The organism is Paracoccus halophilus (assembly GCF_000763905.1).
In the GTDB taxonomy this organism is placed as follows: domain Bacteria; phylum Pseudomonadota; class Alphaproteobacteria; order Rhodobacterales; family Rhodobacteraceae; genus Paracoccus; species Paracoccus halophilus.
On the sequence record NZ_JRKN01000030.1, the window covers coordinates 1 to 16,515 of the forward strand.

14 protein-coding genes are annotated in these 16,515 nt (G+C 62.4%); 6 read left to right on the plus strand and 8 right to left on the minus strand.

The window, feature by feature from the left end:
* Positions 1 to 349: 349 nt before the first annotated feature.
* The 5 genes from IT41_RS15645 to iolD are packed head-to-tail and all read right to left on the minus strand — an operon-like array spanning position 350 to position 6,138.
* The gene (locus IT41_RS15645) at positions 350 to 1,483 is read right to left on the minus strand and encodes a Gfo/Idh/MocA family protein (protein WP_036743203.1); all 1,134 of its coding nucleotides are present in this window, start codon (positions 1,481 to 1,483) and stop codon (positions 350 to 352) included.
* A 29-nt stretch (positions 1,484 to 1,512) separates the two neighbouring features.
* Positions 1,513 to 2,571: a sugar phosphate isomerase/epimerase family protein gene (locus IT41_RS15650; RefSeq protein WP_036743150.1), complete on the minus strand. Its 1,059-nt coding sequence runs from the start codon at positions 2,569 to 2,571 to the stop codon at positions 1,513 to 1,515.
* Positions 2,572 to 2,574: 3 nt separating this feature from the next.
* Positions 2,575 to 3,387 (minus strand): SDR family oxidoreductase, encoded by an 813-nt coding sequence (locus tag IT41_RS15655; protein ID WP_036743152.1) that lies wholly within the window; start codon positions 3,385 to 3,387, stop codon positions 2,575 to 2,577.
* Positions 3,384 to 4,277 carry a myo-inosose-2 dehydratase gene (gene iolE / locus IT41_RS15660; RefSeq protein WP_036743154.1) on the minus strand — a complete coding sequence of 298 codons (894 nt, stop codon included), beginning with the start codon at positions 4,275 to 4,277 and terminating at the stop codon, positions 3,384 to 3,386. The genes IT41_RS15655 and iolE overlap by 4 nt, the downstream gene beginning before the upstream one ends.
* A gap of 1 nt (position 4,278) precedes the next feature.
* Entirely contained in the window at positions 4,279 to 6,138 is a 1,860-nt protein-coding gene (gene iolD / locus IT41_RS15665) for a 3D-(3,5/4)-trihydroxycyclohexane-1,2-dione acylhydrolase (decyclizing) (RefSeq protein WP_036743157.1), read from the minus strand.
* A gap of 105 nt (positions 6,139 to 6,243) precedes the next feature.
* Here iolD and iolG point away from each other — a divergent pair, with 105 nt between their 5' ends.
* The 6 genes from iolG (at position 6,244) to IT41_RS15695 (ending at position 12,617) form a co-directional block, all read left to right on the plus strand.
* Entirely contained in the window at positions 6,244 to 7,251 is a 1,008-nt protein-coding gene (gene iolG / locus IT41_RS15670) for an inositol 2-dehydrogenase (RefSeq protein ID WP_036743160.1), read from the plus strand.
* A gap of 3 nt (positions 7,252 to 7,254) precedes the next feature.
* Positions 7,255 to 8,682, plus strand: coding sequence for an NAD-dependent succinate-semialdehyde dehydrogenase (locus IT41_RS15675; protein ID WP_036743162.1), 1,428 nt, complete (start codon positions 7,255 to 7,257; stop codon positions 8,680 to 8,682).
* Between the two features lie 12 nt (positions 8,683 to 8,694).
* Positions 8,695 to 9,507, plus strand: a complete 813-nt coding sequence (locus IT41_RS15680) for an HpcH/HpaI aldolase family protein (protein ID WP_036743164.1) — start codon at positions 8,695 to 8,697, stop codon at positions 9,505 to 9,507.
* The gene (locus IT41_RS15685) at positions 9,507 to 10,475 is read left to right on the plus strand and encodes a hydroxyacid dehydrogenase (RefSeq protein WP_036743166.1); all 969 of its coding nucleotides are present in this window, start codon (positions 9,507 to 9,509) and stop codon (positions 10,473 to 10,475) included. Before IT41_RS15680 ends, IT41_RS15685 begins: the two co-directional genes overlap by 1 nt.
* Positions 10,468 to 11,589: a Gfo/Idh/MocA family protein gene (locus IT41_RS15690; protein ID WP_036743168.1), complete on the plus strand. Its 1,122-nt coding sequence runs from the start codon at positions 10,468 to 10,470 to the stop codon at positions 11,587 to 11,589. The genes IT41_RS15685 and IT41_RS15690 overlap by 8 nt, the downstream gene beginning before the upstream one ends.
* A gap of 155 nt (positions 11,590 to 11,744) precedes the next feature.
* Positions 11,745 to 12,617, plus strand: coding sequence for a MurR/RpiR family transcriptional regulator (locus IT41_RS15695; protein WP_036743170.1), 873 nt, complete (start codon positions 11,745 to 11,747; stop codon positions 12,615 to 12,617).
* 60 nt (positions 12,618 to 12,677) lie between these two features.
* Here the strand turns inward: IT41_RS15695 and IT41_RS15700 are convergent, their stop codons facing one another.
* The 3 genes from IT41_RS15700 to IT41_RS15710 form a co-directional block, all read right to left on the minus strand.
* Complete coding sequence (locus IT41_RS15700) at positions 12,678 to 13,694, minus strand: ABC transporter permease (protein ID WP_036743172.1); 1,017 nt, start codon at positions 13,692 to 13,694, stop codon at positions 12,678 to 12,680.
* A gap of 38 nt (positions 13,695 to 13,732) precedes the next feature.
* On the minus strand, positions 13,733 to 15,271 hold the full coding sequence (locus IT41_RS15705) for a sugar ABC transporter ATP-binding protein (RefSeq protein WP_036743174.1): 1,539 nt from the start codon (positions 15,269 to 15,271) through the stop codon (positions 13,733 to 13,735).
* 133 nt (positions 15,272 to 15,404) lie between these two features.
* Entirely contained in the window at positions 15,405 to 16,331 is a 927-nt protein-coding gene (locus IT41_RS15710) for a sugar ABC transporter substrate-binding protein (RefSeq protein ID WP_036743177.1), read from the minus strand.
* Positions 16,332 to 16,515: the final 184 nt, after the last annotated feature.

Sequence of the window (16,515 nt, forward strand, 5' to 3'; positions counted from 1 at the left end):
GGCCCGGACGGCACAGCTCAAACCCGATCGCAACGCTGCGTAGAATACTGACTGTCACGCTGGCACGCAGATAGATGCGATGTCCATGCGGCACCCAGATTAACCCATCTCTTGTGACGCTGTAAGAGTAATGCTGCCCCAGTCAATTGCTGTCGACAAAGGATCGTAGGCTGGTATGGGAGAACAAAGGCCTTCGGCGCGATATTCGGATCGTCAAGCACGAGTCCCAAGTAATGTCGTTGGCCTGCATTAGTTTCGAGGCTGGCGGCAAATGGAGGAACTTGCCGGATGCCGCCAGTAGGGGTACTTTAGCCTCAAATCGGCCGATTAGCTTGGCCCTAGCTGGGGCTTAGACCGCAATTGGCGTGATCCAGGGCTGGTCGGCAGCTTCGGCGCTGTCTACGACAGCCTCGACAAATGCAACGCCCTTCAGCCCGTCATAGGCCACCGGCAGGTTCTGGCCCAGCGCCGAGGGCACGCGCCCCTCGGTCCGTGCTCTGATCGCCTCGGCAAAGCCGGCATAAAGATTGGCGAAAGCTTCCAGATAGCCTTCGGGATGCCCGGGCGGAGTGCGGATGCGTAGCTTGGCGTCCTCGGACAGGTCATCCGCACCGCGCTTGATGGTCTGGACGCGTCCGTCCAGCGGCGCAAGGATCAATTCGTTCGGCTGCTCCTGGAACCATGACAATGACCCGGTCTCACCAAAGACGCGCAGCCTGACGCCGTTCGAATTGCCAAGCGCTACCTGCGAGGACCAGAGCAGGCCCCGGGCCCCGCCCTCATAGCGCATCATGACATGGGCATTGTCGTCCAGCGCCCGGCCCGGCACGAAAGTTGCGAGATCGGCCGTCAGCGCCTGCAGCTTCAACCCGGAGACGAATCCCGCGAGATGATAGGCATGGGTGCCGATATCGCCGATCGAACCGCCGCGGCCGTTCTTCTTCGGGTCGGTGCGCCATGCGGCCTGTGCGTTGCCCTGCTGCTCGATGGCGGTGGCCATCCATTCCAGCGGATATTCCACCTGCACGGTTCGGATCGCGCCGATCTCGCCCTTTGCAACACGGACGCGCGCCTCGTGCACCATGGGATAGCCGGAATAGGTATAGGTCACGCCGACGAAGCGGCCCGATTCGCGGGCCAGCTTTTCCAGCGCGACGGCATCCTCAAGCGTCGCGGTCAGGGGCTTTTCGCAGATCACGTCGAAGCCCGCCTCGATCAGCGCCTTCGCAATCGGGTAATGGGTGAAATTCGGCGTGCAGATGGCGACGGCATCCACGCGGTCCGCGCGCGGCGCTTCACCAGCGATCAGATCCTGGTAGCTGCCATAGCTGCGCGCCGGATCCAGCCCCTCGGCGATGGCGAAATCGCGGCCGCGTTCGGGATCGACATCGAAGGCGCCGGCGACAAGCTGCCAGGCACCATCCAGACGCGAGGCCAGGCGGTGGATATTGCCGATATAGGCGCCTTGTCCGCCGCCGATCATGCCAAGTCGCAGAGGTTTCTTCACGCTCATCATTCCTCCAGTCCGAGCATGGCCCGGTTGGCGCCCCGATCCGCGCCGGATTTCACGAAATCATCAAAGGCCCGGTCGGACACACGGATGATGTGATCCGCGATGAATTGCGCACCCTCACGGGCACCGTCCTCGGGGTTCTTGACGAAACATTCCCATTCCAGAACGGCCCAGCCGTCAAAGCCGTGGGTGGTCAGCCTGGTGAAGATGGCACCGAAATCGACCTGGCCATCGCCGGGACTGCGAAAGCGACCGGCGCGTTTGCTCCAGGGCTGATAGCCGCCATAGGCGCCCGATTTTCCATCCGGGCGGAACTCGGCATCCTTGACGTGAAAGGCGCGGATGCGGTCGTGATAATGGTCGATAAAGGCCAGATAATCCAGCGCCTGAAGCACGAAATGGCTGGGATCATACATCAGGTTGGCGCGGGAATGATGGCCGACCTTGTCCAGGAAATATTCCCAGCTATGGCCGTCATGCAGATCCTCACAGGGATGTATTTCATAGCAGATATCCACGCCATGCGCGTCGAAATCGTTCAAAATCGGTGTCCAGCGGCGGGCAAGCTCGTCAAAGCCCTCCTCGACCAGCCCCTCGGGCCATTGCGGATAGGGATAGAGATAGGGCCACAGGAGCGCGCCCGAAAAGGTCACATGCCGGTCGATGCCCAGCCGTTTCGAGGCACGGGCGGCAAAACGCAGCTGTTCCTCGGCCCAGGCGCGGCGGGCCTTGGGGTTGCCGCGCACGGGTTCGGGGGCGAAGCTATCCATGATCTGATCATGCGCCGGATGCACCGCCACCAGCTGGCCGGTGATATGCGAGGCGAATTCGGTGATCTCCAGCCCGTGATCGGCCAGCATCCCCTTGATCTCGTCGCAATAGGTCGCGCTTTCGGCGGCCTGTTTCATATCGATCAGACGGGTATCCCATGTGGGGATCTGGACGCCCTTGAAACCCTTCCCTGCTGCCCATTCCGCAAGGCTCGGCAGCGTGTCATAGGGTGACTGATCGGCCGCGAATTGCGCCAGGAAGACGCCGGGGCCCTTGATTGTCCGCATGTCTCAGATCTCCAATGCCGCGGCGGGGACCGGCGCGTCGTCATAGCCGCCATAGACCGACTGATCAAAGGGAATGACCGCGCCGGTCATCATGCCGCTGTCATCCGAAGCCATCCACAGCACTGCGCGGGCGACCTCGGCCGGGTCGAGGATGCGGCCGAAGGGCTTCCCGGCCGCCGCCCGGTCGATGAAGGTGGCGTCGCCGGTTTCGGCCTCGATCAGCTTGCGTTCGTGGTCGGAATTCATCCAGCCGATATCCAGCTGGTTCACATGGATGCGGTTGCGCATCAGCGCGAAACCCGCATTGCGCGTCAGCGTCGCCAGTGCCCCCTTGGAGGCGGAATAGGGCGCCAGGAAAGGCTGCCCGGCCAGCTCCGACATCGAGCCGATATTGACGATCCGCCCCTCGATCCCTTCGCGGATCATCACCTTGGCAGCGTCCTGGATCAGGAAGAAGGGCGCGCGGACATTCACCGCGAACATCTGATCGAAGAGCTCGGGCGTTGTGTTCAGGATATTGCCCCGGTCGGTCAGCCCGGCTGCGTTCACCAGGATATCGACACGCCCGAAAGCCTTGTCTGCGGCGGGGATTATGGCGCCTACATCGTCAATATTCCCCAGATCGGCCGTGATCATCCGGACCGGCACACCCGTGGCTTGGGCGATCGCGTCGGCCACCGCCTGCCCCTTCTCCTGCCCGCGCCCGATGATGACGATGCCACCCGCCCCGGCTTCGGCGAATTGCCGGGCGATGGCAGCCCCGAGGCCCTGCGTGCCGCCGGTGATGACGGCGATCTTTCCTTCGATCCGGTTCATGAAACCACCTCATATCCTGCCGCGCCCATGACGCGCATGAGTTCCTGATACCCCTTGCGGGCCATTTCCTGCGGCGGGTTGGCGACCGGGTCCTGCTCGGCCTCGATCACGAACCAGCCCTCGTATCCGTGCCTCGCCAGTGCCTTGACGATGGCTTCGAAATCCAGATCGCCGTCGCCGGGCACGGTGAAGGCGCCCTTGATCACCGCGTCGAGGAAGCTCTCGCGGGCGCGGTCCAACCCCTCGACCACGGCGCGGCGGATGTCCTTTGTATGGACATGGGTGATCCGGCCATGATGATTTTCGATCACCCGCATCACGTCGCCGCCGGCAAAGGCCATGTGGCCGGCGTCGAAAAGCAGCGGCACGGATGAGTGCTTCATCAGCAGGTCCAGTTCCGCCTCGGTCTCGACCGCTGCGGCCATGTGGTGGTGATAGGCGATGGGCATCCCCTGCGCCGCGCACCAATCGGCGAAATCGCTGATCCTGCGACCATAGGCGGCCATTTCGGCCTCGCTCAGTTTCGGCTTGGTGGCGAGCGGCGCATCGCGCAGCCCCTGAATGCTGCGCGCCGTCTCGCCATAGACGATGCAGGGCGCGCCGGCGGCGATGAAGAACTGCATCTGCTGCGCGATGCGATCCTTTTCCGCCTCGATATCGCCGTCAAGCAGCAGGCCCGAAAACCAGCCGCCGCAGACCGAGATCCCGTGCCGGTCCAGCACCGGCCCAAGCTCGGCCATGTCCATGGGAAAGCGGCGACCGGTCTCCATCCCCGTAAAGCCTGCCACGGAGGCCTGACGCAGGCATTCGTCGAGGCTGACGTCATCGGAGAGCTCTGCCAGATCGTCGTTCCACCAGGCGATGGGAGCAATGCCAAGTTTCGCCCGCATCTCAGACTCCCTGCCGCTGCTTTTCGCGGAAGGCCACCTGCGCCTCGCGGGCCTCGCGGACGCTTTTGCGCTCCGACACTTCGGGGACGCCGACATACCAGCCCGCCCCGCCGGGGGTCCAGGCATGCGCGTCCGAGGCGATGCAGAGCACCGTCGTCCGATCCGTGCCCTGCGCCCATTCCATCGCCGCTTCCAGATCGGCGAGGCTTGCGCATTGGCGGGCATAAGCGCCCATCGCCTCGGCATGTTTCACGAAATCGACATGCAGGGGATTATCCCTGTTCAGCACCCGGCTGTCCTTCAGCAGGTTGTTGAAACCCGGGATGCCGTTATTCGTTTGCAAACGGTTGATGACCCCGAAGCCGCCATTGTCGCAGACCACGACGATCATCTTGTGCCCCGACAGGACCGAGGAATAGATGTCCGAATTCATCAGCATGTAGGAGCCGTCGCCGACCATGACGATGGGCGTGCCCTCGCCCGCCTTGGCCATGGCGTGGCCCCAACCGCCGGCGATTTCATAGCCCATGCAGGAGAAACCGAATTCGCAATCGAAGGTATGCGGACTTTTCACGCGCCAGTTCTTGATCGTCTCGCCCGGCAGGCCGCCGGCGGCCGCGATCATCGTGTCATTGTCGCGCGCGGCCCTGTTCACCACGCCGATCACCTGCGCATAGCTGGGCACCGCGGCATTCGTCGGGGCCTGCCCTTCATCCAGGAGACTGTTCCAATCGGCATAAAGCGCTTTGGCGTGCTTCATATGTGCCGGGTCGCAGCGCCAGTCACCAAGGGCCTGATCCAGTTCGGCGATCGCTTCCAGCGCATCTCCCACCACCGGGACCGCCCGGTGCTTGAGCGCATCGAAACGTGCGGCGTTGATATTGATGAACTGCGCGTCGCGGGCGAAGGTGGACCATGATCCGGTGGTGAAGTCCTGCAACCGCGTACCCACGGCGATCACCACGTCAGCGCCTTCCGAAATCTCTCGCGCCGCTTCCGTACCCTCGATCCCCATCGCGCCGATATAGGCGTCGTGATCGTGAACCACCGCGCCCTTGCCGGCGATGGTTTCAGCCATCGGGATGCCGCGTGCGGTGGCGAAATCCGCCAGCGCAGCTTCCGCGCCCGAATAGCGCACACCGCCGCCCGAGATGATCAGCGGCTTTTTAGCCGTCTTCAGCAACTCTGCCGCCGCAGCGACCTGATCGCGCGAAGGACGGGGGCGCGGGATGATCCAGGTCTTTTCCGCGAAGAACTCGACCGGATAGTCATAGGCGATTTCCTGAATGTCCTGCGGCAGGCCGATGAAGGCCGGACCGCAATCGGCGGGGTCCAGCATGGTGGCGATGGCCTGCGGCAGCGAGGACAGGATCTGCGCCGGATGCGTGATCCGGTCCCAATACCGGGTCACGGCACGGAAGCTGTCATTCACGCTGATCGACGGATCATGGAAATGCTCGACCTGTTGCAGCACCGGGTCGGGCAGGCGGTTGGTGAAGGTATCACCACTCAGCAGCAGAACCGGCAGACGATTGGCCATCGCCGTACCCGCGGCGGTGACCATGTTCACCGCCCCCGGCCCGATCGAGGTTGCCGCCACCATCAGCTGGCGACGGCGTTTGGCCTTGGCATAGGCGACGGCGGCCAATGCCATCGACTGCTCGTTCTGGCCACGCCAGGTCGGAAGGCGATCCTGCACCTGTTCCAGCGCTTCGGAGAGACAGGTCACATTGCCATGCCCGAAGATCCCGAAGACGCCGGCAAACAGTGGAACGCGCTGGCCGTCGATCTCGGTGAACTGGTTGCAAAGGTAGCGCACAAGAGCCTGAGCCATGGTCAGGCGAACGGTATTCGCGGTCATCTCGCCTCCTCCTGCGGATGGTGTTTCCGAATCTTTACGGAATGATGATTGACAATGCAATAGTTTTGCAATGATTATTGCATAAATTGGTTTGGAGGAGCCCCCATGACAAGAATCGCCGTCCTCGGCACGGGCCGTATTGGCCGCATGCATGCCGAAAATATCGCGTCCCACCCCCGCGCGAAGCTGGCCGGGGTCTATGATATCCACGCACCCGCCGCCCGGGAAGTCGCGGCAAAGCTGGGGGTGCAGGAATTCGAGTCGGTCGAGGCTGTGCTGGGCTCAAGTGATGTCGATGCGGTCCTGATTGCGACCTCGACGCCCACCCATGCCGACCTGATCGAGCGTTCGGTCGCCGCCGGCAAGGCAATCCTGTGCGAAAAGCCGATCGATCTGTCGCTGGACCGGGTGAATGCCTGCGCAACGAAAATTGCAGGCACCGATCTGCCCATCATGCTGGGCTTTGTACGACGCTTCGATTCGGGTCATGCGGGCGTCCGCCGCGCCATCGAATCGGGCCAGATCGGGGATCTGCATCAGGTCACGATCACCTCGCGCGATCCGGGCATGGCGCCGGATGACTATATCGAGGTCTCGGGCGGCATCTTCCGCGACATGACCATCCATGATTTCGACATGGCGCGCTTCATCCTGGCTGAAGAGGTCACCGAGCTGACCGCCACGGGATCGCGGCTGGTTGATCCGGCGCTGATGCAGCGCTGCGATGATTACGACACCGTGACGGTGGTGCTGAAGACCGCCAGCGGCAAACAGGCGATCATCACCAATTCCCGCCGCGCGGTTTACGGCTATGACCAGCGAATCGAGGCTTTCGGCAGCGCCGGCATGGCCATTTCCGAGAACCGGCCGATGGATCATGTGCGGCTTTATGCAGCGGCATTTACCGACCGGGCCGCACCCCTGAAGAATTTCTTCATCGACCGCTATGCCGATGCCTTTGCCGCGGAAATCAGCGCATTCGTGGATGCCGTCGAGCAGGGCCGCCCGGTTCCGGTGGGCTTTGAAGATGGCCGGCAGGCCCTGATCCTTGCCGAGGCTGCCATCCGCTCGGTCCGGGAAAACCGCACCGTCAAGATCAGTGAGATCGGATAAGCCATGTATCAGGATTTTGGATTGTTCATCGATGGCGGATGGACCCCGGGCGCCAACAGCGCAGAGGTCATCTCGCCCGTCACCGGCAAACCTCTGGCCGCGTTGAGCACGGCCAGCGCCGAGGACACCCGCGCGGCACTGGACGCCGCAGCGCGCGCATTGCCGAAATTGCGGGCGATGGGCGGATTCGGTCGCGCCGACGCGCTGCACAAGGCGGCAGAGGAAATGCTTCGCCGTGCCGATGAGGGCGCGCGGATGATCAGCCTGGAAACCGGCAAGCCCATCGCGCAGGCACAGCGGGAATGGGCGCTCGCCTGCGATCAGTTCCGCTGGTACGCGGAAGAGGCCCGCCGCATCTATGGCCGCATCGTTGACAGCCGCGTCCCCGGCGGTCGGTTCGAGGTCACCCGCGAACCCGTGGGCATCGTCGGCGCCTTTACCGCATGGAATTTCCCCGCAGCACTCCCGGCGCGCAAGCTGGCACCGGCGCTGGCGGCGGGCTGTCCGGTGGTCCTGCGCCCGTCGTCGCAGACGCCGGGCGTGGCGATGGTGATGGTCGATTGCCTGCGGGCGGCCGCGCTGCCCGATGGCGCGATCAATCTTGTCGTCGGCTCGACCGGCGCGACCTATGGCCCGATCATGGGCGATACGCGCGTGCGAAAGGTCAGCCTGACCGGCTCGACCCGGGTCGGTCAGCAGATGATCCGGGATGCTGCCGATACGGTGAAAAAGGTCAGTATGGAACTGGGTGGCAATGCCCCGTTGATCGTCTATGACGACGCCGATCTGCACGCCACGCTGGATGCGGTCGTGCCGACGAAATACGCCAATTGCGGGCAGGTCTGCGTGACGCCAGACCGGTTCTTCATCCATGACAGCCTGCACGATGCCTTTGTCGAGGGCTTTGTCGAGCGCGCGTCCGGGATCAGGCTGGGCGACGGGCTGGACCCCGAAACCGGCATGGGACCGCTGATCAATGGCGGGCGCCTGGATGAGATTGAAGCCATCGTTCAGGATGCGGTGAATTCCGGCGCGAATGTCGCCCTGGGCGGCAAGCGGGCCAATCGAAACGAAGGCTTTTTCTTCGAGCCAACGGTCCTGACCAATATCCGGGACGACATGCGGGTCTTTGCCGAGGAAAATTTCGGCCCCATCGCGGCGATCACCCGCTTCTCCGAAGAAGACGAGGCGCTGTCGCGCGCCAATGCCAGCGAGATGGGGCTGTCCGCCTATGCGTTCACCAGATCGCCTGACCGCGCCCGCCGCACGGTGGCCGCGCTTAAAGCGGGCATGGTCGGCATCAACAGCTTTGCGCTGGCCGCGTCCGAGGTCCCGTTCGGCGGCACCAATCATTCCGGCATGGGCCGTGAAGGCGGCAGCGAAGGGATCGAGGATTATCTCGACACCAAGCTGGCCCAAATTCTTTTCTGAGGAGTTTTGCACATGTTCAGGAACAAGCTTCGCCAGATCTGGGCCGAAGGAAAACCGGCGCTGAATGGCTGGCTGTCGATCGGCAGCCCCTTCACCGCCGAGATCATGGCCGCGCAGGGCTATGACAGCGTCAGCATCGATATTCAGCACGGTGCGCTGGATTATGGTTCGCTCCTGCCGATGCTTCAGGCCATGCGGGCATCCGGCGTGACGCCGATGGCGCGGGTGCCCTGGCGGGAGCCGGGCATCATCATGAAGGCCCTGGATGCAGGGGCGCAGGGAATCATCTGCCCGATGATCAACTCCGCCGAGGAAGCGGCAGAATTCGTCAGCTATATGCGCTATCCGCCCCATGGTCAGCGCAGCTTCGGGCCAACGCGCGCGGCCATCGCATATGGCGGCTATGGCGTGCAGGCGAATGACGAAGTTCTGGCCCTTGCCATGATCGAAACCGCCCAAGGCGTCGCCAATCTGGATGCCATCTCAGCGACACCCGGGCTGGACGGTATCTATGTCGGACCGGCCGATCTGACGCTGGGAACGCAGAACGGTCGTCTGCCGCCGGCATTCGACCGCGAAGAGCCCGAGATGATCGATCTTATCAAACAGGTCGTTGATGCCTGCAAGCGCAACGAAATCCGCGCATGTCTGCATTGCGGCACCCCAGCCTACGCAGCCCGCGCCATAGGATGGGGCTTCGATCTGACCACGGTATCGGGCGATTCCCGTCTGCTGGCGGCGGCGGCTTCGGCCTCGGTCAGGGAATGGCGGGACCTGACCGGAGGTGACGGTGTCTCGGGCGACAGCACGAAAGGGGTCTACTGATGCCGCATCTTCTTGTCGCGGGAAAGCTGCATCCGGCGGGCGAGGCATTGCTGCGCGAACTTTCGGCCAGCGGTGTCAGCCATGACTATGTCACCGAGGTAACCGAAGCCTCATATGCGCCGCTCATCGACCGGGCGGATGCGCTGGTGATCCGCACCCAGCCCCTGAGTGCCGCGACCATCGCGCGGGCGCAGAAGCTGAAGATCGTCTCGCGCCACGGGGTCGGCTATGACGCGGTCGATCTGGAGGCGCTGGACAGGCGCGGCATTGCCCTGACCATCGTGGGCGACGTGAATTCTGTCTCGGTCGCCGAACACGCGATGATGCAGCTGCTGGCCGGCGCAAAACGGGTGATCCGCGCGGATCGCTCGGTTCGTGAGGTCGGGCAATGGGGTTGGCGCAACCTGCTGGAGCAGCAGGAAATCAGCGGCAAGCGCCTGCTGATCCTTGGCTATGGGCGCATCGGACGCAATCTGGCGCGCATGGCGGCCGGCTTTCAGATGGAGGTCCGCGCCTATGATCCCTATCTGGAACGGGCCGGCTGGCCGGATAGTGCGGTTCAGCCGGTATCCCTGACCGATGGGCTGGCATGGGCGGATTGCATCTCGGTCCATATCCCGCGCGGCGACCGGCCTGCCATCGGCGCGGCCGAAATCGCGCAGATGCGTCGGGGCGTCATCCTTGCCAATACCGCGCGTGGCGGCGTTGTCGATGAGGTCGCACTGGTCCAGGCGCTGCAATCGGGGCAGGTGGGCGCGGCCGGGGTGGATGTCTTTGACCAGGAGCCCCCGGCAGCGGACTCACCCCTGATTGGCTGCGACAACGTGATCCTGTCCCCCCATATCGCCGGTCTGACCGAGGAATGCAGCGAAAGGATGGCGATTGCCTCGATCCGCAATGCGCTGGATTTTCTGGATGGCAGCATCGATCCGCAGATGGTCGTCAATCGCGAGGCGCTGAATGTCTAAACCCAGGTTGAATATCGGGCTGATCGGTAGCGGCTTCATGGGCAAGACCCATGTCTTCGGCTTTGCCTCTGCGCCGCGGGTCTTCGATCTGCCGTATGAGCCGGTGCTGCATACGGTGGCGGATGCCAGCGATGAAATGGCCTCGCGCGCAGCGGCGGCGCTTGGCTTTGCCAATGCCACCTCGGACTGGCGGCGCATGATCGAGGACCCTACTATCGACGTGATCGACATTACCGCGCCCAATGCGCTGCACAAGGAGATGGCGCTGGCCGCCATCGCAGCGGGCAAGCATGTCTATTGCGAAAAACCGCTGGCGCCGCTGGCCAGCGATGCGCGCGACATGGCCGATGCCGCCGAAGCGGCCGGCATCAGAACGCAGGTCGGGTTCAACTATCTCTGCAATCCGATGATTGCCCTTGCGCGCGACATGATCGAGGCTGGCGAGTTGGGCGAAATCCGCGGCTATCGCGGCCTGCATGCCGAGGATTACATGGCCGACGCGAAAGGCCCGTGGACCTTCCGCCATGATCCCGCGGGCGGCGGGGCGCTGGCCGATATCGGCAGCCACGCGCTGGCCACAGCGGAATATCTGCTGGGACCGATTGTCGAGGTCATGGGCGATTGTGTCACGCTGATCGACCGGCGCCCCGATGACAAGGGCGGCATGCGCGCGGTCGCGGTGGACGATGTCGGTCGTGCCTTTCTGCGGTTCGAAAACGGCGCTCAGGGCTCTATCGAGGGCAACTGGATCGCCACCGGCCGCAAGATGCAGCATGATTTCGAGGTCTATGGCACGAAAGGTGCGCTGTCCTTCAGCCAGGAACGCTTTAACGAACTGCATTTCTACAGCACAGCCGACCGAACCGGGCATCGTGGTTTTCGCCGTATCGAGGCGGCACCGGATCACCCGCCCTATGGCAGTTTCTGCGTCGCGCCGGGCCATCAGCTGGGCTTCAACGATCTGAAGGCCATCGAGGTCGCGGGCTATCTGCGCGCCATCGCAGGCGAGATCCCCGAGCCGTTCAATTTCCGCAAGGGCCTGGGGATTCAGACGCTGGTCGAGACGATCCAGAAATCCTCGTCCCAGAGGCAATGGCTGGGCGTGCCACGCTGACGTTCTCAATATGAACGAAGGGTCCCCTCCCACCCTTCTGCGATGATGCCCGGCTTCCTTCCCGCCGGGCATCATTTTTGTCGAATTCGAAGCTGAAACGCAGGCTTGGTGAGTTGCAATATTTGTTGCAGAGTATACGCCGGAGGATCCCAGAAATGAACGACATGACACCGCCGAAAGATTATGAGGATCTGATACGGCTGATCCATGACCGGCATGACGGCATGAGCAAGACCTATCAGCGGATTTCGGTCTTTCTGACCCAGAACCCGAATGATGTGGCCGTTCATTCCGTGAATGCCATTGCCGAACGCTGTGGCATCCATGCCTCCAGCTTCGTGCGGTTCGCGCAATCCTTGGGTTACAAAGGCTTCAAGGAATTGCAGGCCCTGTTCCAGAAGCGCCTGTCCACCGCCGCGCCGGGGTTCGAGGCGCGGATCAAGGCGCTGGAAACCGAATTGCAGGATTCCCCGGACAGGTCCGAGGTCGGGTTCCTGCGCGACCTGGTGGTGCGCGATATCGCCTCGCTGCAATCCCTGCTGGAAGATATCAACGGCGCCGATCTTGCAGCCGCAGCGGAATTGCTGACAAAGGCCGAAAATATCTACCTTCTGGGCCAGCTTCGGTCGGCCCCGGTGGTCGAGCTTCTGCGCTATGTACTGACGATGCTGGGCAAGCGCTGCGTCTTGCTGGATAGCGGCGGCGGCCTGGCGACACATATGGCCCGCGCCATCGGGAAACGGGATGTGCTGCTGGCCGTGTCGTTCCGGTTCTATGCCAATGAGGTGGTGAACATCGTCGAACAGGCGGGACGCAACGGCACCGACATCATCGCCATTTCGGACAGCACCTTGTCGCCTCTGGCGAAATGGGCTCGGGTGCTGTTCCCTGTGCCCGAACATGACTATACCTTTTCGCGTTCCCTCGCGGCCCCGATGTGCCTGGCGCAGGCGCTGGTCGTGGCCGTCGCGTCGCGGGTGCAGGACGGCAATCAGGCGCCACGGATCCCGACCGTCACCGGCACCTGAACGATGAAGCGCCCCCAAAGCCCAAGCTTTGGGGGCGCTTAGGTCAGACTTTCAGGATGCTCAGGCGGCCTTGCTGCGCGCCTTCTGGCGATAGACATCCGCGACCACGGCGGCCACGATGATCGCGCCTTTCACGATCTCCTGATAATAGGCATCGACCCGCAGGAAGGTGAAACCGGACATCATCAGGCCAAGGATGAGTGTTCCGATAACCGTACCAAAGATGCGCCCGCGCCCGCCCGCCAGCGACGTGCCGCCAATCACCGCCGCAGCAATGGCGTCAAGTTCGTACATCATGCCCATGCCTGCTTGCGCAGTCTCGGCCCGTGCGGCGGTGACGATGCCGGCAAGACCGGCCAGAAGCCCGGCAATGGCATAGACCTTGACCAGATGACCCTGCACATTGATCCCCGACACGCGCGCCGCCTGCGGGTTGGCCCCGATGGCATAGGTGAACTTGCCATAGCGGGTATATTTCAGAAGTATGTGAAAGATGACGGCCATGCCCAGGAAGATGAACACGGGAACGGCGCCGTCCCCAAGCGCCCCGAAGCTTTCGGTCGGAAAACTGATCGGCTGCCCCTTGGTATACCATTTAGCGACACCGCGCGCGGCCACCATCATCCCCAGGGTCGCAATAAAGGGCGGTATCCCGGTTCGCGCGATCAACTGGCCATTTATCAGACCCGCCAGCAGGCCGACACCAAGCCCGATCAACAGCGGCACGACGACCGGCAGGCCCGTCAAGGCGGGATAAACCGCGCGGTCATAGCCTTCGGCCTGTGCGAAACTCATCGCGACCATTGCCGTCATCGCGACGACCGATCCCGAACTCAGGTCGATGCCGCCGGTGATGATGACCTGCGTGACCCCAATGGCGATGATCCCGATGACCGAGACCTGAAGGATCATGATCGTCAGCCGCTGCGGATTCATCAGGAAGCTTTGACCCTGCGTGATCCAGCCAAGCACCTCAAAGACCAAAGCCACGCCTATGAGTACCAGCAGAATGCTGAGATCGCCCGGGATCCGAAACGATCTTTTCTTTTCGATGGGTTCTATCTGAACGTTTTCCATTGGTTGTTCCTTCCCGGCACCGGCGGTGCCCCGCGGCCCTATCGCGCCGCCAGTTCCATGATTTTCACCTGATCGGCCTCGTTTCGGTTAAGGATCCCGGTCATATGCCCCTCGTGCATGACCATGATCCGATCCGACATGCCCAGTACCTCGGGCAGTTCGGAGGAGATCATGATGACCGCCACCCCCTCACCCGCGAGGCGGGAAATCAGCCGGTGGATTTCGGCCTTGGCACCGACATCGATGCCGCGTGTCGGCTCATCCAGGATCAGGATACGCGGCTTGGTCAGCAGCCAGCGCGCGATCAGCACCTTCTGCTGGTTGCCGCCTGACAGGTTCTCGATCCGCTCTTGCATATTCGGGGTCTTGACCCGCAATGCCTCACGCATCTCCTCGCATTGCCGGCTGACCTCGCCCTGTTCGACAAAACCCATGCGGACATTCTTTTCCTGCAGCATGGCGATCTGCATGTTCTCAAGGATCGAGAGCGGCAGGAAACAGCCCGTGTCCTTGCGATCCTCGGTCAGGAACGCCATGCCATGCTTCATGGCATCTGCGGGCGAGGCGATCCTTACTTCCTGCCCGTCGATGCGGACCCTGCCTGAGGTCGCTGGCGTCACACCGAACAGCGCCTCGGCCACATTCGAGCGCCCCGAACCGACCAGCCCGGCCAGTCCCAGGATCTCGCCCTTGCGCAGATCGAAGCTGATGTCATGGAAAGTCCCCTCAAGCGTCAGTCCTTCGACCGACAGGATCGTGTCGGTGATCTCGGCCTCTTCCTTGGGGAACATATCGGTGATTTCGCGTCCGACCATCATGCGGATGATGTCATCGCGGGTCACCTCGCTACTGGCATGGGTGCCGACATACTTGCCATCCCGGAACACCGAGAACTCGTCGGCGATCTCAAAGAGCTCGTTCATCTTGTGGGTGATATAGACGATTCCGATGCCGCGCGTTTTCAGATCGCGAATGATCTCGAACAGATGCTCGACTTCGGTTTCGGTCAGCGCCGAGGTCGGCTCATCCATGATCAGAACGTCGGATTCATAGCTGACGGCCTTGGCGATCTCGACCATCTGCCGCTGGGCGACTGTCAGGAAACGCACCTCGGACAGCGGATCGATGCGGATATTGAGGCGATCGAATAACTCTTGCGTCTTGCGGGCCATCTCGGCGTGATTGATGATGCCCATCCGGTTGATCGGCTCGCGCCGGATCCAGATATTTTCCGCCACCGTCATGAAGGGCATCAGCGCAAGTTCCTGATGGATCATGGCAATGCCGCGTTCCAGCGCATCGAGCGGACCGTTCAGCCGGACCTTTTCCCCCCTTAGGAAGATCTCGCCCTTGTTCGGCGTATAGATCCCCGCGATGATCTTCATCAGCGTGGACTTGCCGGCGCCATTCTCGCCCATCAGCGCGTGGACCGTGCCGCGACGAAGGCTGAATCGAACATCGTCCAGTGCCACGACGCCGGGGAATTCCTTGCGGATGCCTTCGATTCTTAGAAGTTCATCGCCGGGCTTTCCCTTGTAGCGTTCGATCGCCGCCCGCGTCTTTTCGGATATCATCATGACCTCCCCACTGATTTATCCGCCATGTTTCAGCGCGCCGATCGCTGGAAACGTGATGCCGCAGTTGCAGCTGACGTCGTCCGAAACCGATCAGAGCGGATGTTGAGGGGGCTGCCGCGCCCCCTCGGCCTCATCAGTTCTTGGCCTTGTATTCCGCAAGGTTCTCGGGCGTGACCAATTCGAAGGGAACCGCCACGCGCTGCTCGAAAGCTTCGCCGCGGGCAATCTTGAGAACTGTTTCCAGGGCGCCCTGGCCCTGCCCGATCGCGGACTGATAGACGGTGACATCCAGATCGCCCGCTTCCATGGCATAGAGGGCATCCTGTGTCGCATCGACGCCCGATACGACGACATCATCCATCGACACGCCAGCCGATTTCAGCGCCTGAATTGCACCAAGCGCCATTTCGTCATTGTTCGAGATGACGGCGTCGGGCTGCATCCCCGAGGTGATCCAGTTGGTCATCAGATCCAGGGCGGGCGTGCGCATCCAGTCCGCGGTTTGCTGATCGAGAACCTCGATGCCGCTGCATGCCTCGCTTGCCAGGACCTCTTCCGTGGCCTTGGTGCGGCCACGCTGACCAGTGGTTCCAAGCTGGCCCAGCAGGATCACGGCAGAGCCTTCGCCGCCCAGCAATTCGCAGACGGCCTCGGTCTCCAGCCGGCCGGCCTGCTCTTCGTCAGAGCCGACCCAGGCCTGATTTGCCGGAAATTCATCCATATTGGCGGGCAGCATGTTGACGAAGACCAGCGGAACACCCGCTTCTTCAGCGATTTTCGACATGGCGCGACCGGAATCGGCATCGACCAGCATCGTGATGATGCCATCAACGCCAGAAGCTGCAAAATTCTCGATCTGCGACTGCTGCCGCGTGATGTCGCCCTGCGCGTCTTCCATCTGCACTTCCACGCCCAACTCGTCCGCATGACGCTGGATGTTGTGGCGCAGAACGGTCAGGAAGTTATCGTCGAACAGCGACATCGCGACGCCGATCTTCTCGGCATTTGCAGAACCTGCCATCAGCGTACATACTGCGGCAGCGGTCAGGATCATTTTCATCTATATTCCTCCAGTGGACCCATGCCGACCGGGCGGAGCGCAGGCATCGTTTCTCCGGACGGGAAACGCAACATGGCGCCCCGCCTGCCTTTCCAAAGCAGAGGTATCCTCCCGCGCCGGCCAACCGGCATTTGCTGAATGGCGCATCCGCAAGCGGATATGCCGGCTCTCTCCCAAGGCGCGG